This is a genomic window from Caballeronia grimmiae, assembly GCF_022879615.1.
Taxonomy (GTDB): domain Bacteria; phylum Pseudomonadota; class Gammaproteobacteria; order Burkholderiales; family Burkholderiaceae; genus Caballeronia; species Caballeronia grimmiae.
In genome coordinates this window covers 1,950,973-1,976,594 of the sequence record NZ_CP084271.1, presented here as the reverse complement: position 1 = coordinate 1,976,594, position 25,622 = coordinate 1,950,973, and the positions used below count along the sequence as shown (strand labels likewise).

General features: G+C 64.7%; 20 protein-coding genes. 14 read left to right on the top strand and 6 right to left on the bottom strand.

Going from position 1 to position 25,622, the window contains the following annotated elements:
- Nucleotides 1–99: 99 nt before the first annotated feature.
- Nucleotides 100–348: a hypothetical protein gene (locus LDZ21_RS09475; protein ID WP_035960782.1), complete on the top strand. Its 249-nt coding sequence runs from the start codon at nucleotides 100–102 to the stop codon at nucleotides 346–348.
- Nucleotides 349–524: 176 nt separating this feature from the next.
- Here the strand turns inward: LDZ21_RS09475 and LDZ21_RS09470 are convergent, their stop codons facing one another.
- Complete coding sequence (locus tag LDZ21_RS09470; RefSeq protein WP_075583087.1) at nucleotides 525–677, bottom strand: DUF3096 domain-containing protein; 153 nt, start codon at nucleotides 675–677, stop codon at nucleotides 525–527.
- Between the two features lie 156 nt (nucleotides 678–833).
- On the opposite strand from LDZ21_RS09470, the gene LDZ21_RS09465 reads away from it, so the two are divergent.
- From LDZ21_RS09465 to LDZ21_RS09455, 3 genes are all read left to right on the top strand, one after another.
- Entirely contained in the window at nucleotides 834–2,129 is a 1,296-nt protein-coding gene (locus LDZ21_RS09465) for a lactonase family protein (protein WP_244793018.1), read from the top strand.
- Between the two features lie 40 nt (nucleotides 2,130–2,169).
- Nucleotides 2,170–2,733 (top strand): antimicrobial peptide resistance and lipid A acylation PagP, encoded by a 564-nt coding sequence (locus LDZ21_RS09460; protein ID WP_244793016.1) that lies wholly within the window; start codon nucleotides 2,170–2,172, stop codon nucleotides 2,731–2,733.
- A 67-nt stretch (nucleotides 2,734–2,800) separates the two neighbouring features.
- The gene (locus LDZ21_RS09455) at nucleotides 2,801–3,862 is read left to right on the top strand and encodes a transporter (protein WP_244793014.1); all 1,062 of its coding nucleotides are present in this window, start codon (nucleotides 2,801–2,803) and stop codon (nucleotides 3,860–3,862) included.
- Nucleotides 3,863–3,878: 16 nt separating this feature from the next.
- Here LDZ21_RS09455 and LDZ21_RS09450 read toward each other — a convergent pair whose 3' ends face one another.
- Both LDZ21_RS09450 and LDZ21_RS09445 read right to left on the bottom strand, forming a co-directional pair.
- Nucleotides 3,879–8,039: a DNA translocase FtsK gene (locus LDZ21_RS09450; RefSeq protein ID WP_244793012.1), complete on the bottom strand. Its 4,161-nt coding sequence runs from the start codon at nucleotides 8,037–8,039 to the stop codon at nucleotides 3,879–3,881.
- 169 nt (nucleotides 8,040–8,208) lie between these two features.
- Entirely contained in the window at nucleotides 8,209–8,769 is a 561-nt protein-coding gene (locus tag LDZ21_RS09445; protein WP_244793010.1) for an META domain-containing protein, read from the bottom strand.
- A 284-nt stretch (nucleotides 8,770–9,053) separates the two neighbouring features.
- Here LDZ21_RS09445 and purT point away from each other — a divergent pair, with 284 nt between their 5' ends.
- The 4 genes from purT to LDZ21_RS09425 all read left to right on the top strand — a co-directional run bounded on the left by purT (nucleotide 9,054) and on the right by LDZ21_RS09425 (nucleotide 12,782).
- Nucleotides 9,054–10,301, top strand: coding sequence for a formate-dependent phosphoribosylglycinamide formyltransferase (gene purT, locus LDZ21_RS09440; protein WP_244793008.1), 1,248 nt, complete (start codon nucleotides 9,054–9,056; stop codon nucleotides 10,299–10,301).
- A 35-nt stretch (nucleotides 10,302–10,336) separates the two neighbouring features.
- Nucleotides 10,337–10,507 carry a DUF6726 family protein gene (locus LDZ21_RS09435; RefSeq protein ID WP_174447188.1) on the top strand — a complete coding sequence of 57 codons (171 nt, stop codon included), beginning with the start codon at nucleotides 10,337–10,339 and terminating at the stop codon, nucleotides 10,505–10,507.
- On the top strand, nucleotides 10,504–10,869 hold the full coding sequence (locus tag LDZ21_RS09430) for an MliC family protein (protein WP_244793006.1): 366 nt from the start codon (nucleotides 10,504–10,506) through the stop codon (nucleotides 10,867–10,869). The genes LDZ21_RS09435 and LDZ21_RS09430 overlap by 4 nt, the downstream gene beginning before the upstream one ends.
- 422 nt (nucleotides 10,870–11,291) lie before the next feature.
- Nucleotides 11,292–12,782 carry a DEAD/DEAH box helicase gene (locus LDZ21_RS09425; RefSeq protein ID WP_244793004.1) on the top strand — a complete coding sequence of 497 codons (1,491 nt, stop codon included), beginning with the start codon at nucleotides 11,292–11,294 and terminating at the stop codon, nucleotides 12,780–12,782.
- Between the two features lie 43 nt (nucleotides 12,783–12,825).
- Here LDZ21_RS09425 and gluQRS read toward each other — a convergent pair whose 3' ends face one another.
- A complete protein-coding gene (gene gluQRS / locus LDZ21_RS09420) occupies nucleotides 12,826–13,698 on the bottom strand; it encodes a tRNA glutamyl-Q(34) synthetase GluQRS (RefSeq protein ID WP_244793002.1) in 873 nt (290 codons plus the stop codon).
- A 10-nt stretch (nucleotides 13,699–13,708) separates the two neighbouring features.
- Nucleotides 13,709–14,563, bottom strand: coding sequence for a sulfurtransferase (locus LDZ21_RS09415; RefSeq protein WP_244793000.1), 855 nt, complete (start codon nucleotides 14,561–14,563; stop codon nucleotides 13,709–13,711).
- A gap of 216 nt (nucleotides 14,564–14,779) precedes the next feature.
- Here LDZ21_RS09415 and dnaE point away from each other — a divergent pair, with 216 nt between their 5' ends.
- Nucleotides 14,780–18,307, top strand: a complete 3,528-nt coding sequence (gene dnaE, locus LDZ21_RS09410) for a DNA polymerase III subunit alpha (RefSeq protein ID WP_244792998.1) — start codon at nucleotides 14,780–14,782, stop codon at nucleotides 18,305–18,307.
- Here the strand turns inward: dnaE and LDZ21_RS09405 are convergent.
- Complete coding sequence (locus LDZ21_RS09405; RefSeq protein WP_244792996.1) at nucleotides 18,301–19,068, bottom strand: glycosyltransferase family 2 protein; 768 nt, start codon at nucleotides 19,066–19,068, stop codon at nucleotides 18,301–18,303. The genes dnaE and LDZ21_RS09405 overlap by 7 nt on opposite strands.
- A gap of 259 nt (nucleotides 19,069–19,327) precedes the next feature.
- On the opposite strand from LDZ21_RS09405, the gene msbA reads away from it, so the two are divergent.
- The 5 genes from msbA to LDZ21_RS09380 all read left to right on the top strand — a co-directional run bounded on the left by msbA (nucleotide 19,328) and on the right by LDZ21_RS09380 (nucleotide 25,607).
- Complete coding sequence (gene msbA / locus LDZ21_RS09400) at nucleotides 19,328–21,046, top strand: lipid A export permease/ATP-binding protein MsbA (RefSeq protein WP_404980562.1); 1,719 nt, start codon at nucleotides 19,328–19,330, stop codon at nucleotides 21,044–21,046.
- A gap of 75 nt (nucleotides 21,047–21,121) precedes the next feature.
- Nucleotides 21,122–22,090 (top strand): lipopolysaccharide heptosyltransferase I, encoded by a 969-nt coding sequence (gene waaC, locus LDZ21_RS09395; RefSeq protein ID WP_244792992.1) that lies wholly within the window; start codon nucleotides 21,122–21,124, stop codon nucleotides 22,088–22,090.
- A complete protein-coding gene (locus LDZ21_RS09390; RefSeq protein WP_244792990.1) occupies nucleotides 22,087–23,286 on the top strand; it encodes a glycosyltransferase family 4 protein in 1,200 nt (399 codons plus the stop codon). The genes waaC and LDZ21_RS09390 overlap by 4 nt, the downstream gene beginning before the upstream one ends.
- 40 nt (nucleotides 23,287–23,326) lie before the next feature.
- On the top strand, nucleotides 23,327–24,292 hold the full coding sequence (locus tag LDZ21_RS09385) for a glycosyltransferase family 4 protein (RefSeq protein ID WP_244792988.1): 966 nt from the start codon (nucleotides 23,327–23,329) through the stop codon (nucleotides 24,290–24,292).
- 25 nt (nucleotides 24,293–24,317) lie between these two features.
- The gene (locus tag LDZ21_RS09380; protein WP_244792986.1) at nucleotides 24,318–25,607 is read left to right on the top strand and encodes an O-antigen ligase family protein; all 1,290 of its coding nucleotides are present in this window, start codon (nucleotides 24,318–24,320) and stop codon (nucleotides 25,605–25,607) included.
- Nucleotides 25,608–25,622: the final 15 nt, after the last annotated feature.

Here is a 25,622-nt window from a genome sequence, read left to right as displayed (position 1 = left end):
CGGTTGATAAAAATATTGCCTGATGTTTGAATGAAAGCTCGTGTAAGGCGAGCGTGCCTTCTCTCTCATCGTTGCACGCGTTTCGAGGAATAGATCTCCATGCTCAATCCGTCGAAAGCTGACTGCATCGCCATTCTTTCCGCCGCAAGCGGTGTGCGCGATAGCGACGCCTTGCTTGCGCTCGATCACAAACGGCTCGGCCTTTCCCGCAACGCGATGGACACCACCGCGATCTTTCTCACCGAGCGCGGATGTTTCCACCGCTACAGCTTCGGCGCGAGCGGCGTGTCGGTCGGGGCGTTGTCGCTGCAAGGCCGCTTGCGGCTGGATCAACTCGCGAACGGTTGAACCACGTCGCTGCCGCTCGTAAAAGACAGGCGGCGTATCGCTGACTTTCATTGCAAACGCACGCGTGCGGATTCATCGCTCGCGTGCGTTTTTGCTTTCAGTCTGAAGGCAAGACGCGTGCGCGGAACCGTCAGCGCAAATCGGCGTCACAGGGCAACGTGTGCTGTCAACGTGTGCTATAGATGGGCCGCACCCGAACCGAACAAACCGATCAGCCCGATGACGATCAGATAGATCGCCACGATGAAGTTGAGCAGCCGCGGCATCACGAGGATGAGAATGCCCGCGATCAGCGATACGACCGGTCCGAGGCTCAGGTGAATGTTCATCGCGTCAGTTCCTTTTGTTCGTTCGACTTATGCGGTCTGTCTGTCGCGTCCCGCTTGCGATTCGCGCGGTCCGCAACTTGCTGTCGCACACCGCCGATCTTGCCGGCCGACACCCGCCCTTGATAACAAGCAGCAAATAGACGACGTGGAGGTTTCATGCAACCGATCCATTCCTGCGCCGCGACGAATGCGCCATTGCAAACCGCGCGCCAGCCCGTGCGGACAGTGCGCTGGGCCAAGGGCGTCGCGTTGATGCTCTCGCTCGCCGCCGCCCACGCCTTCGCGCAGACGCCGGGCGCAGCCGCGCCGTGGTCCGCTGCGAGCGGCGTCACGAACGCCGCCGGTGCGAGCGACGTCTATGACCTGCTCATCGGCACTTACACGGGCGGCGGCAAGAGCGAAGGCATCTATGTCTATCGCTTCGATGCGGGCAACGGCGAACTGACGCGCATCGCGTCGGCGCAGACGGTGAACCCTTCGTATCTCGTCGTCAGCCGCGACAACAACTATGTGTACGCGGTCAACGAGCTTCCGGGCGACAACGGCCCCGCGTCGCAACGCGGCGGCGTCAGCGCGTTCCGCTTCGATCGCGCGAGCGGGCAACTCAGCTTTCTCAATCGCGTGTCGGCAGAGGGCAACGATCCCTGCTATCTCGCGATCTCGCCCGACGGCAAGTATCTGCTCACCGCCAACTATTCGGTCGCGGCCAATCCGGGCGGCAGCTTCGCCGTCTTTCCGCTCGCTGCGGACGGGCATGTCGGCGCATCCGTGCTGACGGTGCATCACGAAGGCAGCGGGCCGGTGAAGGGCCGGCAGGACAACTCGCACGTCCATTCGACGGTCTTCTCGCCCGACGGCAAATATCTCTTCGCGCAGGATCTGGGCGTCGACAAGGTCTTCGGTTATCGCTACACGCCCGATGGCAGCCGCGGCCTCTTTGGTCCGACCGATTCGCGCTACACGCCGGTCAAGGCCGGCTCCGGCCCGCGCCATTTGATCTTCGACGCGAGCGGCAAGCACGCCTATCTGACGACCGAGATGAACGCGTCGGTGCTTGTCTTCGATTACGCCAATGGCAAGCTCACGGAAACGCAATCGCTGCCGATGACCGCGCCCGGTTTCAAGGGCAAGGTGGGCGGCGGCGCGCTGCATCTGTCGCCGGACGGGCGCTTTCTCTACGCGACGAACCGTGGCGACGCAAACGAACTCGTCGCGTTCGCGGTCAATCCGGCGAACGGCCGCCTGAAGCTGCTGAAGCGTTATCCGACGCTCGGCAAGACGCCGCGCGAATTCGCGATCGAGCCGGGTGGGCGCTGGCTCGTCATCGGCAATCAGGAGAGCGACAGCGCGTTCTTCTTCCGGCGCGATCCCGCGACGGGCGAACTCGCCTCGGACCCAAAACGGCTGTCGATCGGATCACCCGTGGATTTTAAGTTCGTCTCTCCGTCGTGACGCATTGCGCCGTACCCGTTAGCCACGCAGCCCAGTAACGATGACAAAAATAGCGGTCAAGGCGGTCACGGTTTCCTTGCTCAGTCTGTCGTTCGCGGCGCATGCCGGCGAAGCGCAGTGCGACTACAAGCACGACTGGTTGTCGTCGGCGTGCGAACGCGTGATGCGCGTCGCGCACGACGGCACCTGGGACTTATACGTAACCGGCTATGGCTGGCACATCGACGGCTACGCGAATCGCAGTGAATTGAATCCGTGGTCATGGGGCGGCGGCGCGGGCAAGCACTGGGTCGACGCGAACGGCAACGAAGACCTGCTCTTCGCGATGGCCTTTTCGGACTCGCATCACAACTTCGAGCCGATCGTCGGCTATGCGCGCCAGTGGTACACGAACCCGGTGATCGGCGGATTGCAGGTCGGCGGCGGCTTCTTCGCGGGCTTCACCGCGCGCAGCGATGTCGCGCATTATCTGCCGCTGCCGCTCGCGTTTCCGGTTGCATCGGTGCGCTACCGGCGGACGTCGTTCCTGGGAACGTTCATCCCGCGCATTCCCGGTCTCAACGATGGCGATGTCGCATTCTTCTTCGGCCGCTACGAGTTTTAGTACGATGCCGCAGCGGCGCGCGATTCGAAGCCGCCATCGTCAATAGCATTGAAAGGCACAAGCAAGATTGGACACCATCCGCAACTCCGACGCGACGGCACGCACCAGCACCGGCACCAGCCGCAGCGATCCGGCGCCGCCCGGCTTCATCAGCGCCTTCGACTTCGCCGGCGGCGATGCAATCCGCCTTTCGTGGGATGAAGCGCGCAGGGCCATCGCCGGCGACGGTATCACCTGGCTGCATCTCTCCGCGAACGACGATACCGTCGAAAGCTGGCTTGAAGGCGTCACCTCGATGCCCGACGTCGCACGCGAATTCCTCAACGGCGAGGACAAGCGGCCGCGCGTGCACATGGGCGCGAACTTCATCTACGGCGTGGTCGCGGATCTCGAACTGGTCGCCGCCGCGCAGCAAGCCGCGTCGCCCGGAGCGCGCGAGGCCAATCGCGCGACCGGCGCGCTGCGCTTCTACGTCGACCGGCATCGCATGATCACCGTGCGCGCTCGTCCTTTGCAATCGACCGACCGGCTGCGTCACGCGGTCCTCGAAGGCGCGACGTTCCGCGATACCGTCGATCTCTTCGCGGGCCTGATTCGCGCGCTGAACGAGACCTTCGTGGACCGCATCGATGAAATCGGCGATCGCCTCGATGATGTCGAAGAAGGCGTGCTCGAAAACAGCCACGCGAACTGGCGCACGCAGCTGGGCGACGTGCGGCGGCGTCTGGTGGAGGTAAAGCGCTTCATCGACCCGGAGCGCAATGCGTTGACGCAACTCGTCACGCGCCGGCTCGAATGGGCCGAACCGCGCTCGATGGAAGCGCTGGTGCAGGCCATTCAGGTGCTCAACGGGCTGGGCGGCGGGCTGGAAGGACTCTATGAACGCGCGAAGCTGCTGCAGGACGAAATCGCGGCTCAGTTGTCGGAAGACATCAACCGCAAGCTGCTGTGGCTCGCGATCATGTCGGCGTTGCTGCTGCCCGCCACGCTCGTGACGGGCATCTTCGGCATGAACGTGGCCGGCTTGCCCGGCACGCACGATCCGCATTCGTTCTGGATCGTCATCGGCGTGATGGCGGGGTGCGCCGCCATCACGATCCTGCTGTTGCGCAAGCTGCGTTTATGGTGACGGCGGCCTGACGCGCTCACTCGCCGGGGCCGGGCGGCGCGAGCACTTCGCGATTGCCGTTGCTGCCCATCGGCGAGACGAGTCCAGCGGCTTCCATCTGTTCGACGAGCCGCGCGGCGCGGTTATAGCCGATGCGCAACTGCCGCTGCACCGACGATATCGACGCGCGCCGCGTCCGCACGACGAACGCGACCGCTTCGTCGTAGAGCGGATCGGCTTCCGCATCGGGCGTTTCACCGAACAGGTCCTGCGAACCGCCTTCGGCCGTCGGGCCAGAGAGAATGCCTTCCTCGTACTCCGGCTCGCCGAACTGCTTCAGATATTCGACCACGCGATGCACTTCGTCGTCCGCGACGAACGCGCCGTGCACGCGCTGCGGATAACCGGTTCCGGGCGGCAGGAACAGCATGTCGCCCGCGCCGAGCAGCGATTCCGCGCCCATCTGGTCGAGAATCGTGCGCGAATCGATCTTCGACGACACCTGGAACGCCACGCGCGTCGGAATGTTCGCCTTGATGAGGCCGGTGATGACATCGACCGAAGGACGCTGCGTCGCGAGAATCAGGTGGATGCCGGCCGCGCGCGCCTTCTGCGCGAGCCGCGCGATCAACTGTTCGATCTGCTTGCCGGCGACCATCATCAGATCGGCGAGCTCGTCGATGACGACGACGATCAACGGCAGCGTCGACAGCGGCTCGGGCGCGTCGGGCGTCAGCGAGAACGGGTTCGACAGCTTCTTGCCCGCCGCTTCCGTGTTGCGCACCTTCTGATTGAAGCCTTGCAGATTGCGCACGCCGACCGCCGACATCAGCCGATACCGCTTCTCCATTTCGCCGACGCACCAGTTCAGCGCGTTGGAGGCGAGCTTCATGTCGGTGACGACGGGCGCAAGCAGATGCGGGATGCCCTCGTAGACCGAGAGTTCCAGCATCTTGGGATCGATCATGATGAGGCGCACGTCCTCGGGCTTCGCCTTGTAGAGCAGCGAGAGGATCATCGCGTTGATCGCGACCGACTTGCCCGAACCGGTCGTGCCCGCGACGAGCATGTGCGGCGCTTTGGCGAGATCGGTCACGACCGGATTGCCGACGATGTCCTTGCCCATCGCGATCGTCAGGTTCGACTTCGACGAGCGATACACGTCCTGCTCCAGAATTTCGGACAGGCGGATCATCTGGCGCTTCGCGTTCGGCAGTTCGAGGCCCATGCAGGTCTTGCCGGGGATCGTCTCGACGACGCGGATCGACGTGAGGCCGAGCCCGCGCGACAGGTCTTTCATCAGGCCGACGATCTGGCTGCCGCGCACGCCGAGCGCCGGCTCGACTTCGAAGCGCGTGATGACCGGCCCCGCCGACGCGCCGACCACCGTCACCGGCACCTTGAATTCCTGCAGACGCTGTTCGATCAACTGGCCGGTATCGGCGAGGCGCTCTTCTGACACGGGCTCGACTTCATCGGAAGCGGGTTCGAGCAGGTCGAGCGTCGGCAACTCAACCGCCGATGCTTGCGGCGCGTGGAACTCGAACGCCGCGCCGGCGAAACCGCGCACGGGCTGGCGCGGTTCGGGCGCGGGTGCGGGCATGGGCAGCTCGACGGTGGCGGGCGGCGTTTCGCGGCTTGCCTGCTGCTGTGGCTGTAGCTGTGGCTGTGGCTCCGGCCGCGTCTCGGCGGGTGAGGCAAATGCCGGAGGCGCTGGCGGGATGGACGCGGTGTCGTCGAACCAGGGCGGCGTCTCGCTCTGCTCCAGCAGCGCGTCGGGGAACGGGGGCGGGAGGATCGGCGCGGCGTCGAAGGCATAGCTCGCGGGTTCGAATGCAGGCATTGCCGGCGGCAGCGGCTGCATCGCGGGCGCGGGAGGCCATGCGGGTTCTCGCGGATCATCGTTCGCCGATACCGCTGCGTCCGCACGCGTCGATCGCCCGGCTGGCGGAGGCGGCGGGGCCGAGACCGGTGGCGCGCCGAGCGCGGTCAGTGCGATGGCGCTGGTCACGGCGGGAGGCGCTTGGGCGTGCGTTGGCTCGTCGAGTGCGGGCGCGTCGAGTTCACTCGGGCGCTCGGCGGCGCTCATCGGCGATTCGAGCCAGGACGGTTGGTCGGGCAGTTCGACGCCCGCAGTTGTGACGTCTTCAGTGGGCGCATTGCGCTCAGGTTCGGGCGGATCGACCGGCAGCGATGCTGCGTTCTCGTCCGTACGCTCTGTGGACGACACACGCGAAGGCGCAAACGCGGCGGCATCGAAAGGCCACTGCGGTTCGGAACTGCGTGGAGCCTCGGTCGCAACGGTTTCGGGCGCAATTGCTGGCGTTGCCTCGGCGTCACTAAGTGCTGCATCGCTTGGCGATTGCATTGCATCACTGACCCGCGCTTGACTGACTGCCGCCGCTGCTTCGATGCGCGTATCGATCGGCCTTTGTTCCGCGCTTGCAGCAGGTTCGAGCGGCGGCGTATCGCCAAAGCTTTCCGGCGCGGTCGCAGCAGGAGCGGTGAAGATGGAAACGTCAGCCTCCACCGATCGCGACGAGGGCTGCGGGCCTTTCACTGAAGATGCGTCGGCATCGGCGGGCTTGTCTGTCGGATGCACGCCAGTGTCATGCGTCGCGACATCATGGCTTTCGAAAGCGGAGCCAACGAGCGCCTGTACGCGCGGTTGGGGCCACCCGTCATTGGTTGGCGCGTGAGCCGTTTCCGCTGCGAAAGGCGCGATTCCCTCAGCATCCTGACGCGACTCGTGTTTAGGCATAGCCGCCGAAGCATCTTTCGTCACGCCGTCTCCCCGCAGCGAAGAGAGCAGGGCGGACTGACCTAAGGCACCCGAGCCGCCAGGACGCGACGTTACATTCGCTCCAGAGCCCGCTGCATTCTCCGGCAGCGCCTGAGCTTCATGATCGCGAGCGAGGCTCGCCCCGGCAAGCGAAGTCCAGAGCGCCGCGTTTTCTTCGATCGAGCGCAGAGTCGCCTGAATTGCTTCGGGCGGTGGCGGCGGCTTCGACGGCGCGGGGGCGCGGGAGAAGGCCGGCGCGGCGAAAGGCTGGGGCCGCGGATCGCGCGCAACGGTATTTCTCGTCACGTCGCCTGACGAAGCCCGTTTCGCGATGCCGCGCGACATCGGAGACGGCGACGGCGCGGTCGGAGAGCGGGGTGGCGCCATCGCGCTCGTGCTTGTCGAAAGTGGCGCCTTGGAAGGCAGCGGCGCGCGTGCAGGCGTTACCGGTGATCGATTGACCGCAGCAGCCGACGCAGCCGAAGCAGTCGCAGCAGCCGAAGCCGTCACTGTCGATAGCGAAGGCGCCCGGACCACGGGGACGTCACTCGCGCCGCCCCCCGTTGCCTTGCCACCGGACTTCGACGCTCCAAGCGCAGCCGCCGACGTCGACAGCGAATTGAGCCAGCCGTCCGGCGCGACGGGTTCAACGAACGCCGCCGGCACTGCCGCCCCCGCACGTTCGAAGGCGGGGCGCTTCGAGTACGCTTCCGCCGTCGCCGCAATGTTCGCGGCAGCGGCTTCCGCGCGCCGCGTCGTAGGCTTGCCGGTCGCAGGCGGACGCCACACGGTCGGCCGCTGATAACGCCCGCTTCGATTGCCCGGCGACATGCCGAGCGTCGACTCGTCGTGCGACGCGCGCAGGCTCATGGCGTCGAAATGTTCCCCGCCGATGCCGCGCACCGCCGATGCTCCACCCGCCGGCTCGCGCGTGCGGCGCTCCCGCCAGCGCATCTTGCCGGACTTCGATTTCGCGCCTGCCTGGTCGCGCGCACGCGGCTCGCGCTCGGACTCCTCGGGCGGCGTGGTCCAGCTTTGCGGCAGGCCGAAGCCGAACGCTTCCTCGACCCAGCGAAGCACCGAACGCCAACTGAAGCCGACGAGCCAGGGAAGACTGATCCCAAGCACGAGCGCCGCGAGCGCGACGGCCCCCGCCGGCTGCGCGATGCCAGCCAGCCCGCTTGCAAGCGCGCGCCCGCCGCGATTGACGTTCTCCTGCGCTTCGATCGCGCCGGCGAGCGCGCCTTCGAGCGCGGCGCTCGACAGCAGCACGCAGAAGAAACCCAGCCACAGCCGGATCGTGCCGGGGCCGCGCAGCCCCGCACCGCCCGGCAGCACCGATTTGACGACGCGCCAGAAAAGCGCAAGGAACCAGACGACTGATGCACCGAACCAGCCAAGAACTACCGTGTGCATGCTAAGGATTGAACCAGGTTTGGGTGAAACGGATGGAACTGCTGCCCGGCCGCCCGCATCATGCGAGCGGGCCGGGCATATCGATCGAGCAGTTTAACGGGTCGCGACTAAACCGACGCGCGATGGCGTTAGCGCGCAACAGCTTTGCGGCGGGTCGCGACGCCCGCGGTCATTTGGCGCGTGCTGCGAAGGTGAGCACCTGGCCGTCTTCGAGCGTCAACTGGAGCGATTGCGGCGGGTTCATCTGGACGCCGCTCTTCGCCACGTGCGCAAGGCCGTTGAGATACGGCTGCTCGAGCGCGCCGCTCGACTGCGACGGACACGCCATGCGCGTGCCGGCAAGCGGCCCGAAGCTGAGCTTGCCGTCTTTAAGATCGTACGCGCCGGTGTAGCGATTGCATCCGGAAAAGCCGCTGGCGCGCCGGCGACCGCTTTCCGTCGAAAAGTCCAGCGTGATCGGATGCCCGCCCTCTGCGACGGCTGGAATTGCGCGGGGCTGTCCGCTCGCCTCGGTCCACGCGGTGAGTTCCCATTGCGTGTCGTCGAGTAATTGCGTCGCGGCGGGGTTGTACGGATCCGTGGGCGGCGCGCTCGCGTCGGGATGATGCGGCATGGCGCATCCGCTCAGAAGGCTCGCCACGACGAGCGCCGCGCCGGTGCAGCGCGACAGCAGTTTCGTCGACGGCCATGAGGAGAGCGGAAGCGATGCGCGGGGGAAATGCGGGGACATCGATGATCCTGAAGCTGGCGAAAGCGTAAGCGTACCGCACGCGTCCTACGCTGTGTCCAGCGTCGAGATGCAACAAAATGATCGGCGGCCATATTCCCGATGACGCTTCCCGATGACGCAGCCGGGAATTCGGGCAGCAAGCGCGAGTCAATACTGCTTGTCAATATGCCGAATGGCAGAGCGGAAGCGGCGAGCGGTGCGTGTTAACATCGCCGCCAATCGCTACTCGAAGGGCTTGCGTACGCCTTCGAAGCGGACGCACAACCGTTTTCATTGGAGCACGCATGCAGACCGATCACGCCGGAAACAACGCAGCAAGAGAACTCGCTTCGTCGATCGGCACGCCGCTTTCTTCCCACGCCACGCGCGTCATGTTGCTGGGCGCGGGCGAACTGGGCAAGGAAGTGATCATCGCGTTGCAGCGGCTGGGCGTCGAAGTCATCGCGGTCGATCGATACGCGAATGCGCCGGGGCATCAGGTCGCGCATCGCGCGCATGTCATCGACATGACCGATCCCGCCGCCTTGCGCGCGCTCGTCGAAAAGGAGCGGCCGCATCTGATCGTGCCGGAGATCGAGGCCATCGCAACGGACGCGCTCGCTGAAATCGAAGCGGCGGGCACGGCGACCGTCATTCCGACGGCGCGCGCCACGCAACTCACGATGAACCGCGAAGGCATCCGCCGCCTTGCCGCAGAAACGCTCGGCCTGCCGACATCGCCGTATGCGTTCGCGCAATCGCTCGACGAGATGAAGGCCGCGATCGCGACTATCGGCTTTCCGTGCGTCGTGAAGCCGGTGATGTCGTCGTCGGGCAAGGGCCAGTCCGTGCTGCGGAGCGAGGCGGATATCGAGCCGGCCTGGAATCACGCGATGGCGGGCGGGCGTGTGAACCACGGGCGGGTGATCGTCGAGGGTTTCATCAACTTCGAATACGAAATCACGCAACTGACCGTGCGCGCCGCCGATCCCGTGAGCGGAGAGACGCAAACCTACTTCTGCGAGCCGATCGGGCACGTGCAGGTGGCGGGCGATTACGTCGAATCGTGGCAGCCTCAGGCAATGGCTCCTGCCGCACTGGAGAAAGCGCGCGACGTCGCGGCGAAAGTCACGACGGCGCTCGGCGGGCGCGGACTCTTCGGCGTCGAGCTTTTTGTTCGCGGCGACGACGTCTGGTTCTCCGAAGTCAGCCCGCGCCCGCACGATACCGGCCTCGTCACGCTGGCGACGCAGCGCTTCTCCGAGTTCGAACTGCATGCGCGAGCGATTCTCGGTTTGCCCGTCGATACCTCGCTGAGCGCGCCGGGCGCGTCGGCGGTCATTTATGGCGGCATCGACGAAGCGGGCATCGCGTTCGAAGGCGTGCGCGAGGCGCTGGCGGTGCCGGGCGCGGACTTGCGGCTCTTCGGCAAGCCGGAGAGCTTCGTGAAGCGCCGCATGGGCGTCGCTGTCGCGACGGGCGCCGACACCGGTCAAGCGCGCGAGCGGGCCAAGCTGGCGGCATCGAAGGTGCGGCCGGTTTCGACGAAGTGACGGCATCGTCCATCGTCCATCGACGGGAGAAGAGGGTGAAACGCTTGGGGCTGGCCGCGCTCGTCGCGGCATGTGTTGGACTTTCGGGCTGCGGACTGGCAGCCGCGCCGTGCCGGATCGTATCGGCGGGGCTGAAAATCGTGCCGGTGGTCGGCCATGTCGCGGCTGCGCCGACCGACGCTTGCGCGGAAGTCATCGATCCATGATTCACATGAAGCGCTTTCTCACATTCACTATCGCCGGCATGGCCGCACAAACCGCGCTCGCCATGCCGCTCACGGTTCCGCAGATTCAGGCCGAATCGACGCAAACCACGCGCTATGACTGCAAGGACGGCAAGACCGTGTCGGTGCAGTACACGAACACCCGCAATCGGCAGAGCTTCGCCGCACTGACCGTCGACGGGCGCAAGCTGCTGTTCGTCAGCGTGATGGCGGGTTCGGGCGCGAGGTACGTTGCCGATCGCTTCGTCTGGTGGACCAAGGGTCCGCAGGCGAATCTGTACGACGATACCGCGCCGAAAGATTCGCCGCCGCTGCTTGCGGACTGCCAGGCCCGGGCGAAATGACACGGACGCGCCGCGCGGAAGGGCCGGAGCGCTTCCCGGGCCGGTGCTACAATGCACGGTTTCCCGGCAATGACCTGGCGCCTGCGATGGCGAGTCGATCGCGTGCAGCGCCCGGCGGGCAAGCAGCGGCAGAACGCCGTTTCGCCTGGCGCGCGGCAACGCGCGTCCGGTGTCGCGAGAGCGTCATCGAAGCGGTGTTCCATCGAAGGCGTTCGTCGTGCCGCAGCGAAGCGCAAGCTGCGACGCACCGGCCGGCCTGCGAATTGCAACGCGCACACACCGGGCGCTGAACCTCTTGCACATTACGTCGCGGACCTTTTCGCGTCATCGAAACATTCACGCGTGACCGACCGGACCATCCCAACCGTCCGTTACGCGCGCCGCATCGAGCGGACCCTTTAGCGAAAGCCAATAAAGTCACCATGTCTGATTCCGTCGCCACGACCACGCCCACCGAACAAGCCAAGGCCGCGCTCACGTTCGACCAGTTCGGCCTGTCCGCCGACATCCTCCGGGCGGTGAGCGAATCCGGCTACACCACGCCCACACCGATCCAGGCCGAAGCCATCCCCGTCGTCCTGGCGGGCCGCGACGTAATGGGCGCGGCTCAGACCGGCACCGGCAAGACCGCGAGCTTCTCGCTGCCGATCATCCAGCGCCTTTTGCCGATGGCGAACACGAGCGCATCGCCGGCGCGCCATCCGGTCCGCGCGCTGATGCTGACGCCGACTCGCGAACTCGCCGATCAGGTCGCCGCCAACGTGCAGACGTACTCGAAGCACACGCCGCTGCGCAGCACGGTCGTGTTCGGCGGCGTCGACATGAATCCGCAATCGGAGGCGTTGCGCCGGGGCGTCGAAATTCTGATCGCGACGCCGGGCCGCCTGCTCGATCACGTCCAGCAGAAGACGCTCAACCTCGGCCAGGTGCAGATGCTCGTGCTCGACGAGGCCGACCGCATGCTCGACATGGGCTTTCTGCCGGACTTGCAGCGCATCCTGAATCTGCTGCCGAAGGAACGTCAGACGCTGCTCTTTTCGGCGACGTTCTCGCCCGAAATCAAGAAACTCGCTGCGACGTATCTGCGCAACCCGCAGACGATCGAGGTCGCGCGCAGCAACTCGACGAACGCGAACGTACGCCAGATCGTCTACGAGGTGCACGAGAGCGATAAATCCGGCGCGGTGGCGCAGATCATCCGCGAGCGCGAGCTGAAGCAGGTGATCGTGTTCTGCAACAGCAAGATCGGCGCGAGCCGACTTGCGCGTGTGCTGGAGCGCGACGGCATCGTGGCGACCGCCATTCACGGCGACCGCACGCAGGGTGAACGCATGCAGGCGCTCGATGCCTTCAAGCGCGGCGAAATCGAGGCGCTCGTCGCCACCGATGTCGCGGCGCGCGGTCTCGACATCGCCGAACTGCCGGCGGTGATCAACTTCGATCTGCCGTTCAACGCCGAGGATTATGTGCACCGCATCGGCCGCACGGGCCGCGCGGGCGCATCGGGCGATGCGCTGTCGCTCTGCAGCGCCAACGAACGCAAGCAGCTTGCCGACATCGAGAAGCTCATCAAGCGTCCGCTCGAAGTGCAGACGCTTCATGTGACGGCGCCCGCTCGTCGCGACGGCGCACGGCGCGACGAGCGTCCGGCGCGCGGCGAGCGCACGGAGCATCGTCATGGCGCGCGGGAAGACGCGGGATCGCGCCGGCGCACTTCGCCGGGCTCAGGTTCGTACGACCGGCCGCGCGGGCGTCAGCAACCCATCGACGAATTTTTCCTGAAGCCGTATGAGCCGTCGCCGTCGGCGATGAAGCGGCAGGAAGAGACGCCTGAACCGGAGCGCAAGAGCACGTCCAAGCAGCCGCTCGCGGCGTTGCTGGGCGGGCTTGGCATGCCGCGAAAGACGTCGTGATCCAAGAAAAACGGCAGCTTCTTACAGCTGCCGTTTTTTTTGCCTACCGCGCGAAGCGCCGCGCCCAATCGTCCGTCGCGGCGGCGTAGAAGCCATCGAGCGAGCGGGCCGACGATGCATCGATGCCGAGATGCCGCGCCGCCTGCACGAGCGCGTCGAGCGGAGCGTTGCGGCTCAGCGGCGCCGCGCCGGTCTGCTTGCTGAGCTTTTCGCCAGCCTCGTTGGTGAGCACCGGCACATGCAGATACGACGGCGTCGGCACGCCGAGGCATCGCTGTAAATAGATCTGACGCGCGGTCGAATCCAGCAGGTCCGCGCCGCGCACGATGTGCGTGATGCCCGCGTCGGCGTCATCGACAACGACAGCCAGTTGATACGCCCACAAGCCATCTGCGCGTTTCAGTGCGAAATCGCCGACTTCGGTCGCCAGATTCTGCGACTGCGGCCCCTGCCAGCGATCCACGAACGCGATGCACGCCGCATCGCCGTCCGGCACGCGCAAACGCCACGCGCGGGCGGGGCGGCCATTCAGGCCCGTACGGCAGGTTCCCGGATACGCCAGCGTCGCGTGACGCGCGTGGGCTTGCACGAGCGAATCCGCGATCTCGCGGCGCGTGCAGCCGCACGGATAGATCAGGTGTTGCGCCTGCAACGCTTCGAACGCCTTGGCGTAGGCGGCATTGCGCCGGCTTTGCCAGACGGGCGGCTCGTCGGAATGCATGCCGAAAGCGCCGAGCGTCGCGAGGATATCCTCGGCGGCGCCGGGCACGGTGCGGGGCGCATCGACATCTTCGATTCGCACGATCCAGCTTCCGCCGTGCGCGCGTGCATCGAGATAACTCGCGAGCGCGCTCACGAGCGATCCCGCATGCAGCGGGCCGGTCGGCGAGGGCGCGAAGCGGCCGCGATAGGTCATGTACAGGCGGTTATGCCGCCTTCGCTTCGGGGTGGCAGGCCGGGCAAGCCTCGCCCGCCTTGTAATAGGGCGACTGCTGGTCCTCGACGCTCACCACCGCGCGGCACGCGAAACATTGCGCCGTCTCGGTCGGCTCGAGGCTCGGGTTCAGCGCCGTGCGGTAATCGAACACGAAGCAGTCGCCGTTGTAATGTGCGCCGCCCACTTCCTCGAAGTACTTCAGGATGCCGCCTTCGAGCTGATAGACATGCTCGATACCCACTTCCTTCATGTGAATCGCAGCCTTTTCGCAGCGAATGCCGCCGGTGCAGAACGAGACCACTGTCTTGCCTTCCAGATCGGCGCGGTTCTGCTCGATCACTTCCGGAAACTCGCTGAACTTCGCGATGCGATAGTCGAGCGCGTTGTCGAACGTGCCGACATCGACTTCGAACGCATTGCGCGTGTCGAGCATCACGACCGGGCGGCCCGCGTCGTCGTGGCCGCGGTCGAGCCAGGCCTTGAGCGTCGGGGCATCCACAGAAGGCGCGCGGCCGAGTTCGGGCCTGATCGCGGGCTTCTTCATCGTGATGATTTCGCGCTTGAGCCTGACCAGCATGCGGCGGAACGGCTGCGTGTCCGACAGGCTCTCCTTGAACTGCAAATCGGCGAAACGGCCGCCGAAGAGCGCGTCGGTCCGGATGTAGTCGATGAACTCGCGCACCTGCGCGACCGGCCCCGAAATGAACAGGTTGATGCCCTCCGGCGCCAGCAGGATCGTGCCCTTCAGCCCGAGCGCGTTGCAGCGTTCGGTGACGAGCGGCCGCCAGGCGGCGCCGTCCTCGATGGTGACGAATTTATAGGCGGAGAGATTCAGAATGTTCATGGTGAAAGACGGCGAAACGCGTAGAAACGAGACAGACGCGGCAGCGGCCAGCCGCGCGAAACCTCTATTATCCCGCAAACGGCGCGGTCGATTCGAGCGAGGCGTGCGCCGCCTGGCGCAAAGCCTTGCGCGTGCGCAAATTCGACCGCGCCGAGCCCCTCGTCCGTTCGGCTAACGCGGCCTGGCCGAGGGTTTTTGCAATGACCCGGATGTACAATGTCGGCCATGTCAGATCCCCGCTTCGTTCATCTCCGCGTCCACTCCGAATTCTCGATTGCCGACGGCATCGTGCGGCTGGACGACGTCGTCAAGGCCGCGTCGAAGGACGGTCAGGGCGCGCTTGCGCTCACCGATCTCGCCAACGCCTTCGGTCTCGTGCGCTTCTACAAGGAAGCGCGCGGCAAGGGCATCAAGCCGATCGCCGGCTGCGATGTCTGGATCACGAATCCCGACGATCGTGACAAGCCTTCGCGCCTGCTTTTGCTCGTGCGCGACAAGACCGGCTATCTGAATCTGTGCGAACTGCTGAGCCGCGCGTGGCTCATGAATCAGTATCGCGGCCGCGCGGAAGTGATGGTCGAATGGCTCGAAGAAGGGCTGGCCGAGGGACTGCTCGCGCTGTCGGGTGCGCAGGGCGGCGACATCGGTCTCGCGCTCGCGGCGGGCAACGAAGCGAGCGCCGAGCGCCACGCCGGGCGATGGGCGAAACTCTTTCCGAACGCGTTCTATATCGAACTGCAGCGCGCCGGCCAGCCGGGCGAACAGGCGTATATCCAGGAAGCCGTCGCGCTCGCGGCGAAGCTCGGCTTACCCGTGGTAGCAACGCATCCTCTGCAGTTCATGACCCCCGACGACTACACCGCGCACGAAGCGCGGGTCTGTATTTCGGAAGGCGACATTCTCGCGAATCCGCGCCGTCAGAAACGCTTCACGACGGACCAGTACTTCCGCACGCAGGACGAGATGTGCGCGCTGTTCGCGGATATCCCGTCGGCGCTCGCGAACACCGTCGAAATTGCGAAGCGCTGCAATCTCACGCTCGAACTCGGCAAGCCGAAGCTGCCGCTTTTCCCGACGCCCGATGGCATGTCGCTTGACGACTACCTCGTGCAGTTGTCGAAGGAAGGGCTGGAAGTGCGGCTCGCACAGCTTTATCCCGACGAAGGCGAGCGCGAAGCGCAGCGTGAGACGTATTACAAGCGCCTCGACTTCGAGTGCGGCACGATCATCAAGATGGGCTTCCCGGGCTACTTCCTGATCGTGGCCGACTTCATCATGTGGGCGAAGAACAACGGCGTGCCCGTGGGGCCCGGCCGCGGCTCGGGCGCGGGTTCGCTCGTCGCGTATGCGCTCGGCATTACGGACCTCGACCCGCTGCGCTACAACCTCCTGTTCGAGCGGTTCCTGAACCCTGAACGCGTGTCGATGCCCGACTTCGACATCGACTTCTGTCAGGAAGGGCGCGACCGCGTCATTCAATACGTGAAAGGCAAGTACGGCGCGGACGCCGTCTCGCAGATCGCGACCTTCGGCACGATGGCCGCGAAGGCGGCAGTGCGCGACATCGGCCGCGTGCTCGATCTCGGCTACATGTTCACGGACGGCATCGCCAAGCTGATTCCGTTCAAGCCGGGCAAGCACGTGACCATCGCGGATGCGATGAAGGAAGAGCCGACGCTGCAGGAGCGCTTCGATTCCGAAGACGAGGTGCATCAGCTGCTCGAACTCGCGCAGCGCGTGGAAGGGCTGACGCGCAACGTCGGCATGCACGCGGGCGGCGTGCTGATCGCGCCCGGCAAGCTCACGGATTTCTGCCCGCTCTATACGCAGGGCGAGGACGGCGGCGTCGTCAGCCAGTACGACAAGGACGACGTGGAAGCCGTCGGCCTCGTCAAGTTCGACTTTCTGGGCCTGACCACCCTCACGATTCTGGACTGGGCTGAACGTTACATTCGCCGGCTCGATCCGTCGAAGAAGGACTGGAGCCTCGCGCAGGTGCCGCTGGACGATCCCGCTTCGTTCACGATCCTCAAGAAGGCGAACACCGTCGCCGTGTTCCAGCTGGAAAGCCGCGGCATGCAGGGCATGCTGAAGGACGCGCAGCCGGACCGCTTCGAGGACATCATCGCGCTGGTGGCGCTGTATCGTCCGGGGCCGATGGACCTGATACCGAGCTTCTGCGCGCGCAAGCACGGGCGCGAGATCGTCGAGTATCCGGACCCGCGCGTCGAACCTGTTCTGCAAGAGACCTACGGCATCATGGTCTATCAGGAGCAGGTGATGCAGATGGCGCAGATCATCGGCGGATACTCGCTCGGCGGCGCGGACTTGCTGCGTCGCGCGATGGGCAAGAAGAAGCCCGAGGAGATGGCACAGCATCGCGAACTGTTCGCCGAGGGCGCGGCGAAGAACGGTCTGTCGCGCGCGAAGTCCGACGAAATCTTCGATTTGATGGAGAAGTTCGCGGGCTACGGCTTCAACAAGTCGCACGCGGCGGCGTATGCGCTGCTCGCGTACTACACGGCGTGGCTGAAGGCGCATCATCCGGCGGAATTCATGGCGGCCAACATGTCGCTTGCCATGGACGACACGGACAAGGTGAAGATCCTCTTCGAGGATTGCATCGGCAACGGCATGGCCGTGCTGCCGCCGGACATCAACCGTTCGGCGTATCGCTTCGAGCCGGTCGCCGAAGCCGACGGCAAGCGTTCGAGGACCATCCGCTACGGTCTCGGCGCGGTGAAGGGCAGCGGCCAGAACGCCATCGAAGAAATTCTGCGCGCACGCGAAGACGGTCCGTTCGTCGATCTCTTCGATTTCTGCGAGCGCATCGACCGCCGCGTCGTGAATCGCCGGACGGTGGAGGCGCTGATTCGCGCCGGCGCGTTCGACACCGTCCACGCGAATCGCGCGCAATTGCTCGCGTCCGTGCCGATGGCGATGGAAGCCGCCGATCAGGCCGCCGCCAACGCGATGCAGGCCGGCCTGTTCGACATGGGCGACGCGCCGCTTGCGAAGCACGAATACGTCGATGAACCCGCGTGGTCGGACAAGAAGCGTCTGCAGGAAGAGAAGACGGCGCTCGGTTTCTACCTTTCGGGCCATCTTTTCGATGCGTACAAAGGCGAAGTGCGGCGCTTCGTGCGTCAGAAGATCGGCGAACTGAAGGAAGGGCGCGACAAGCTGGTGGCGGGCGTGATTTCTTCATTGCGCACCCAGATGACCCAGCGCGGCAAGATGCTGATCGTCAATCTCGACGATGGCACCGGCCAGTGCGAAGTGACCGTGTTCAACGAGCAGTTCGAAGCGAACAAGGCGCTGTTCAAGGAAGACGAACTGCTCGTCGTGCAAGGCCAGGCGCGCAACGATGCGTTCACGGGCGGCATTCGCTTTACCGTCGATACCGCGATGGACCTCGAACGCGCCCGCAGCCGCTATGCGCAGTCGGTGAAGGTCGAGATGAACGGCAACGCCGATGCGCTGCGTCTCAAGCGCGTGCTGGAAGCGCATACGGCGGGGGCGGAGGCGCCTGCGGCTCCGGTCGCGGCGCCGTCGCGCGAAAACGGGCGCTCGCGTCAACAGGCGCCGATTCCGAACGGGCTGAACGTGAGCATCGTGTATCGCAGCGAGCACGCCGAAGGCGAAGTGCGGCTCGGCGATGCCTGGCGCGTGAAACCGACCGACGAACTCATCACCGCGTTGCGCGGGGAGTTCGCGGGGAGCGAGATCGAGATCGTTTATTGATTGGCCGCTTCGTTCAGGCGCGCGAGCTTGACGAAGCGGTAATACACGGTCTGCGCGTTGAAGACGGCGATCATGAAGCCCGCTCGACCGTCGAGGAAACCGCGCCGCAGCACGTAAGTCCTGACGAACGCCCAGAATCCGCGCGTGATCGCAATGCCGAGACTTCCCCGCTTGCCCGCGGCATGGCGCTGCAATGCGCCGGCCGTCGAGTACGCGTCGAGCTTGCGCAGCACCGTTTCGAAGTCTTCGTAAGAGTAGTGCAACAGTTTGCCTTCGAGCCGCGCGACGGGCGTCCCGCTCTGCACGACGAGGCGCTCATGCACGAGATCATCCGAGAAGCGCGCGCAGCCGCGTTTGAAGAGGCGCGGAATCCAGTCGGGATACCAGCCGCTGTGCCTGATCCACTGGCCGCAGAAACTTGATAACCGGTCCACTGCATACACATCGGCGCGCGGATTGTCCATCGCAGCCCGGATGGACGCGGCCAGTTCCGGCGTCACGACTTCGTCGGCGTCGATAGACAGCACCCAGTCCGTCGACAGCGCATCGAGCGCGCGATTCTTCTGCGGCCCGAAGCCCGGCCACTCGCGCCGGATCAGCACCCGCGCGCCGTGCGCCTTGGCGATATCCACGGTCGCATCGGTGCTGCTGCCGTCGATCACGACGATATCGTCGGCGAAGGAAACGGAGTCGAGGCATTGCGCGAGCCGTGCAGCCGCGTTGTGCGTGATGATGGCGATGCCGAGGCTGGCGTGCGTCATGAATTGAAGCCGAGTGGACCGTGGCGCGTATTTTAAGACCATCGGTCGAGATTTACGTTTGCGCCGGGATGAGTCGCGGGTAGCCAACGGTTTACAATGGCGGATTGTTGTGGCGCGGGGCCATGCCGCCCGGCGCGGTTCTTCGCCCGGCTGGCGGCGCGCGCGCCGGGACAACGCAACGGCAGAGGATCATTTGAGCGAGAAGCAGACATTAAGAAAGACCATCGGCGAGGGCGAGAACTCATCGTCCACTGCCGTCATGCGGCGGCTCTGGCCGTATCTGCGGCCGCTCATGGGCTTCGTGCTCCTCGGTCTCCTCGCGATGGGCTTCGTCGCCGCGAGCGAAGCCGGCATCCCGATGCTGCTCAAGCCGCTGCTCGATCATGGTTTCGGCACGAAGAGCAGCGACAAGGCGAGGTGGATCGTGCCCGTCGCGGTGATCGGCCTCGCGCTGGTGCGCGGCACCGCGCAGTATGCTGCCGGCTACTTTCTTTCGTATGTATCGAACAAGATCCTGCTGCAGTTGCGCCTGCAGATGTTCGACCGCATGATCCACACGAGCGCCGGCTTTTTCCAGCGTGAAACGGCGAGCACGGTCATCAACGCGATCGTCTTCGAGGTCAATCAGATCCTGCAGGTGTTGTCCGGCGTCGTCGTGACGCTGGTGCGCGATTCGCTGACCGTCGTGTTCCTGCTCGGCTACCTGTTCATTCTCAACTGGCGTCTCACGCTGATCGTCGCGGTCATTTTGCCGGCCATCGGCTGGCTCGTTTCAAAGATCAACCGGCGCTTGCGGCGGCTGAACCGCGAGCATCAGATGTTGACCAACGATCTGTCGTATATCGTCGAAGAGACGGTCGGCGGCTACAAGGTCGTGAAGGTGCACAACGGCGAGCCGTACGAGATGGGGCGCTTCGCCGAGATGAGCGGCCGCTTGCGCGGCTACGCGATGCGCATGCAGGTGTCCGGCGGCCTCGCGCAGCCGCTGACGCAGTTTCTTGCTTCGATCGCGCTCGCCGTCGTCATCACGATTGCGGTGCTGCAATCCGCGAGCGACCAGACGACGGTCGGCGGCTTCGTCGCATTCGTCACGTCGATGCTGCTCGTCATTTCGCCGCTCAAACATCTGATCGACGTGAACCAGCCGCTGCAGCGCGGCGTGACGGCCGCCGAACTGATCTTCGGTCTTATCGATGAACCGCCGGAGCCGGCCGGAGGCGGGCGCCCGCTTCCACGCGCGGAAGGCCGCATCGAGTTCCGGAACGTGTCGTTCAATTACGGCACGCAGGAACGCGCCACGCTCGACGACGTCTCGTTCAAGGTCGCGCCGGGCGAAATGGTGGCGCTCGCGGGGCCGTCCGGAAGCGGCAAGACCACGCTCGTCAACCTGCTGCCGCGCTTCTTCGATCCGGCCGGCGGCCAGGTGCTCGTCGACGGCGCCCCGATTACCGAATACGCGCTGCATGATCTGCGCGCACAGATCGCGATGGTCAGCCAGGACGTCGTGCTCTTCAACGATACGATCGCTGCCAACGTTGCTTACGGCACCGTTCCGGACCGCGATCGCGTGCTGGCGGCGCTGGCCGCAGCCAACCTCTCCGATGTTATTGGCTCGCTGCCGGATGGCATAGATACCTTGATCGGCGGCAACGGTATGCGCTTGTCGGGCGGCCAGCGTCAACGGCTCGCCATCGCGCGCGCCATCTATAAGGACGCCCCGATCCTGATCCTCGACGAAGCGACGTCGGCGCTCGACTCCGAGTCCGAGCGGCACGTGCAGTCCGCGCTCGAAACGCTGATGAAGGGCCGCACGACGCTCGTCATCGCGCACCGGCTGTCGACGATCGAGCGCGCTGACCGCATCCTCGTACTGGAAGCGGGCAAGATCGCGGAGCAGGGCAGTCATGCCGAACTGCTGCGGCTCGGCGGCCTGTATGCGCATCTGCATCGCATCCAGTATCAGCAACAGGCGGCGTAACGCCGTTCTGCTGCGTTCCATTCCACAACTCGCCTTTGTCGAACGAGCAGTTTCCAACATGCAAGCGATCGCAGAATGAAGCGAGTTTTGATAGTCAAGGTCAGTTCGTTGGGCGATGTGATCCAGGCACAGGCGGTCGTCGGTGATCTGCATCGCGCGTTTCCGGGGCTGAAGGTCGACTGGGCGACCGACGAGAACTTCGCCGACATACCGCGCTGGAATGCGGGCGTCGCGCGGGTGCTGTGTGCGCCGCTGCGGCGCTTCAAGAAGGCGCGCAACCTCGGGGATCTGAAGGCGATCTGGGCGTCGATTGCCGATTTGCGGCGCGAACGCTACGACGCCGTCTTCGACCTGCACGGCGTCTACAAGAGCGCGATCATCTCGTTTCTCGCCCGTTCGAAGCGCCGCTTCGGCTACGCGAACGTCAATCTGGGCGAGCGCGGCGCTGCTTTTGCCTATACGCATCGGTTCGCGCCTCGTCATGATGCGAACGCGTGGCGCGGCATGCGCCAGACGCTGGCTGACACGCTCGGCTATGCGATCGACGCCGCTCCGCCCAGCGTCTTTGCCATTCCGAAACCCCTCACGCCGCTACCCGTGACGAAAGACGTGCCGTTCGCCTTGCTCTTTCACGCGACGTCCAAGGCGGAAAAGAAGTGGCCGATCGACAAGTGGATTGCGGTCGCGCAGTCGCTCGTCGCGCGGGGCATAACGCCGCTTTTGCCGTGGGGCTCCGATGCCGAGCGGCGCGACGCCGAAGCGATTGCGCAAGACGTCGCCGGCGCGCGGGTGCTGCCGAAACTGAGCATCGAGGAGATGGCGCAGCACATCGCGCTGGCCGCGCTGGTTGTCGGAACGGATACGGGCCTCGTGCATCTGGCGAGCGAACTGCGCCGACCGACGGTGATGATTTTTAGCGCGACCTCGCGGCCGCATTTTGGTGTAGATGTCCCCGGCTTATGTGTCTCGATCGGCGATGAAGGCGCTCCGCCGTCCGTTGAACAGACGCTTGCGGCCATTGATTCTGTAGTTGAGCGTTCTTGAAGATACTTCTTACTAATTTTCACGATGGCCGCGGTGGCGGCCACGACACATATATCGTCGCGATTGCACGGGCTCTGTCCGTGAGGCATCAGGTGTTTATCGCAGCACCCGGCTCGAGCCGGCTGTTCGACCATGCCCGCGCGCTGCCGGGCGTGACCGCCGTGCCGATGAGTTTTCCCGCCAAGATCAAGGACTTCCCGCGAATGCGCGCCGCCTGGCGCACGTTGCGCACGTTGATCGAATGCGAGCGCTTCGACGTCATCCATGCGAACGGCTCGCCGGATCACCGTTTGTTGCTGCTCGTCATGTTGTGGTGGAAGAAACCCCGGCCGGGGATCGTTTTTACGAAGCACAACTCAATTGCCATCAAGCGCGACTTCCTGACCCGGCTCCGGGCGACGCTCGCTACCGACGAAGTCATCGCGGTGGCCGATTCGACTGCGGAACTCGTGCGCGGGTCGGTTTATGGACACTGTCCGCTCACGGTAGTGAAGAACGGCGTTGACCTTGTCAAATTCGCGCCGCGCGATACAGCCGTTGCCGCCGTGAAGCGCGAGAGGATGCTGGGAAAGGAGTGCGCCAAACGTCTGGTTATCGGCACCATTAGCGGGTTCGATTCGTATAAAGGGACCATGGACATGATCGCGGCGGTGGCCGCGCTTCCCGCGGATTTGCGCGCGCAGGTTATGGTGGTCGTGGTGGGCACCGAGCCGAACGACGAGCAGGAGCAAATCATCGATTCGCTCCGCATGCAGGATCATGTACATGTTGCCGGATTCGTGGAGAATGTGGCGGACTACATCGCCACGTTCGACGTGGGCTTCGTGCTGTCGTTCGCAGTGGAAACGGTGTCCTTCGCGTGCCGCGAGATGATGGCGATGGCCAAGCCCGTCATCGTGACTTCCTACGCCGGGCTGCCCGAAAACGTCGATGACGGCGAGAACGGCTGGATCGTCGAGCCGCGCGACGTCGAGGCCCTGAGCGCGACACTGCGATCGATCATCGCGGCTCGCAGCCAGTTGCCGGCGATTGGCGCGCGCGCGTACGTCAAGGCAATAAGCGAGTTCTCGGACGAGCGCTTCATCCATGCGACCGAGGCGGTTTATCGGCGTGTCGCGCCTGCCTTTACCGCGCCCGCACCGTTCATCGTGAATTCGATCGTCACGCGTTTATCAACTTCCAGCTGGGATGCCTAACGCAGTGCCTAAGCCGACCATCCACCTCATCAACGGATTCATGAATGAGAACGGCGGCAGCGAGCAGGAAGCCCTGCATCTCGCCCGCCTGTTGCGCGATCGCAGCGATCTCACGTTGTGGTCGCCGTCGGCACGGTGTTCGCCGGAGCTTGCGCGCGGCCATGGCATTCGGCGAATCGGGCTCGGCGCGGGGCATCGTCCGAATGGCGGGACGTTCGTATTCGTCGGCTCGCACTGGCGCAACAAGCTGTGGCCGTATCTCACCCGCGCGCCACAGCGCCTGATCTACGTGTTCAACACGTTCCATCCGAAGATCCTCTCGCTGACCGCGGCACATCCGTCGATGCTGCGCTGGCCGCGCACGGAATACGTGTTCATCTCCGAGTTCCAGAGAAAGCTGCTGGGCGTCGACGGCGAAGTGCAGCCGTCGCCCATCGACATCGTGCAGTTCTCACCCGCCCCGCAACAGCGTCCAACTGATGGGCGTCCGGTCGTCGGGCGCCTGAGCCGCGACACGCTCGACAAGCACGATCTCGACGACATCGCGCTTTACCGGGCCTGGGCCGGCGAGGGCGCCGAGATACGACTGCAGGGCGCGACCGCTCTGCGCGCGGCAACCGGCGAAACGCTGGCGAATGCTCCGGCTATTCATATCCTGCCCGAAGGCGCGTTGCCCGCAGTGAGCTTCCTGCATAGCCTCGATGTCTTTTATTATCGGACCGGCGCGCATGTCGAGACGTTCGGGCGGGTCGTGCTCGAAGCGATGGCGTGCGCACTGCCCGTCGTATGTCACCGGCGCGGAGGCTATGCCGAATGGATTCGCCATGGCGAGAACGGCTTTCTGTTCGATACCACCGACGAAGCGCGCGGTCTCGTCAGCACGCTGCTGAACGATCGCGCGTTGCGTGAAGCGGTCGGAAAGCAAGCTCGACGCACGGTGGAAGCCATCTATTCGGACGAGGCACTGCGAAGCAGGGCTGATTTCTATCTGCGTGGCGCGAGATGAAGGTTCGGGGTTCCGGAAACAAATAATGCAAGTCACATATAACTCGAAACTGGGCCGCTCGGGTAGCGAGTCTTACCAGCTGGTCGCGGCGAAATGGTTCGCCATCCTGACGCTTTGCCTCGTGCCCATCTCGACGGCAGGCGTGAACGTCGGCTCCGCGCTATTCGCCGTGCTGGCTCTGCTATCGCCTGAAGTATGGCGGCGTGCGCGTACTTTGCGCGCCCGGTCGCCCGCGGGATTGGCTGCGCTCGTGCTGTTCATCGCGCTCGCATTGAGCCTCGCGTACACGTCGCCGGGCATGAACGAGGCGGTCGACTTCCTGATGAAGTACAGGAAGCTGCTGTTCATCCCGCTGCTTTATCTCGTCTTTGCCGACGATAAGTCCACGGCATGGGCCAGCGTCGCCGTGTGGGGCCTTTTCGCGTCGCTCGTGCTGACGATGATCCTGACCTACACGAACTACCTGGGCTGGACGGCGGTCGGGCCGGTGCACGGCACGGACGCGATGACGCGGCCGTGGGTCTTCAAGGACCATATCTCCGGCGGCCTGATGATGGCGTTTCTGGTTTGCCTCGCGGCATCGCTGGCGAAGTCGGCGAAGCACGCGGTCGCGAGCAAGGCGCTGTATCTCGTTGCCGTGCTGGCGATGATCAACGTCCTGTTCGTGCTTCAAGGGCGCACGGGGCAAGTGGTGGCGATCGCGTACATCGCCATCTATCTCGTGATGCACGCAGCGCAGTTCCGCCGATACGACAAGCGCACGCGCTGGATTGCGGGCGTTGGTGCGATCATCGTCTGCCTGTGCGTCGGAGCCTTCGTGATGTACGGCAAGGATTCGCGCCTCGCCGACACGGCTCAGGAAATCACCCAGTTCGAAACGCAGAACAAGAATACGTCGATGGGCGTGCGTATCGAGTTTTACCGCCGCAGCCTCGCGCTGATCGCGGAGCGTCCCATAGCTGGCTTCGGCGTGGGCAGCGTGCGCACGCAGTTCGAGCGGCTTGCGAGCATGCAGACGGGCGGACGCGCGGCCATGGCCGGCAATCCGCACAACGAGTTCTTCCTGATGGGCGTACAGCTCGGGCTGATCGGCGTCGCGCTCTTCGTATGGTTTCTGGTCGCGGTGGCGCGAGCGAGTCAACGCCTCGTGGAGCCTGCGCGGAGCATCGCGCAGGGTTATCTCTTTGCGTTCGTGCTCGGTTGTCTCGCGAACTCGTTGCTGCTGAACTTCACCGAGGGCAACTTGTTCGTGTTTCTTATCGGGATATTGATCAGCGCCGCGCCGAAGGAGGGCGGGGAGACGCGGGCAGTTTAGACGGATGAAACGGGG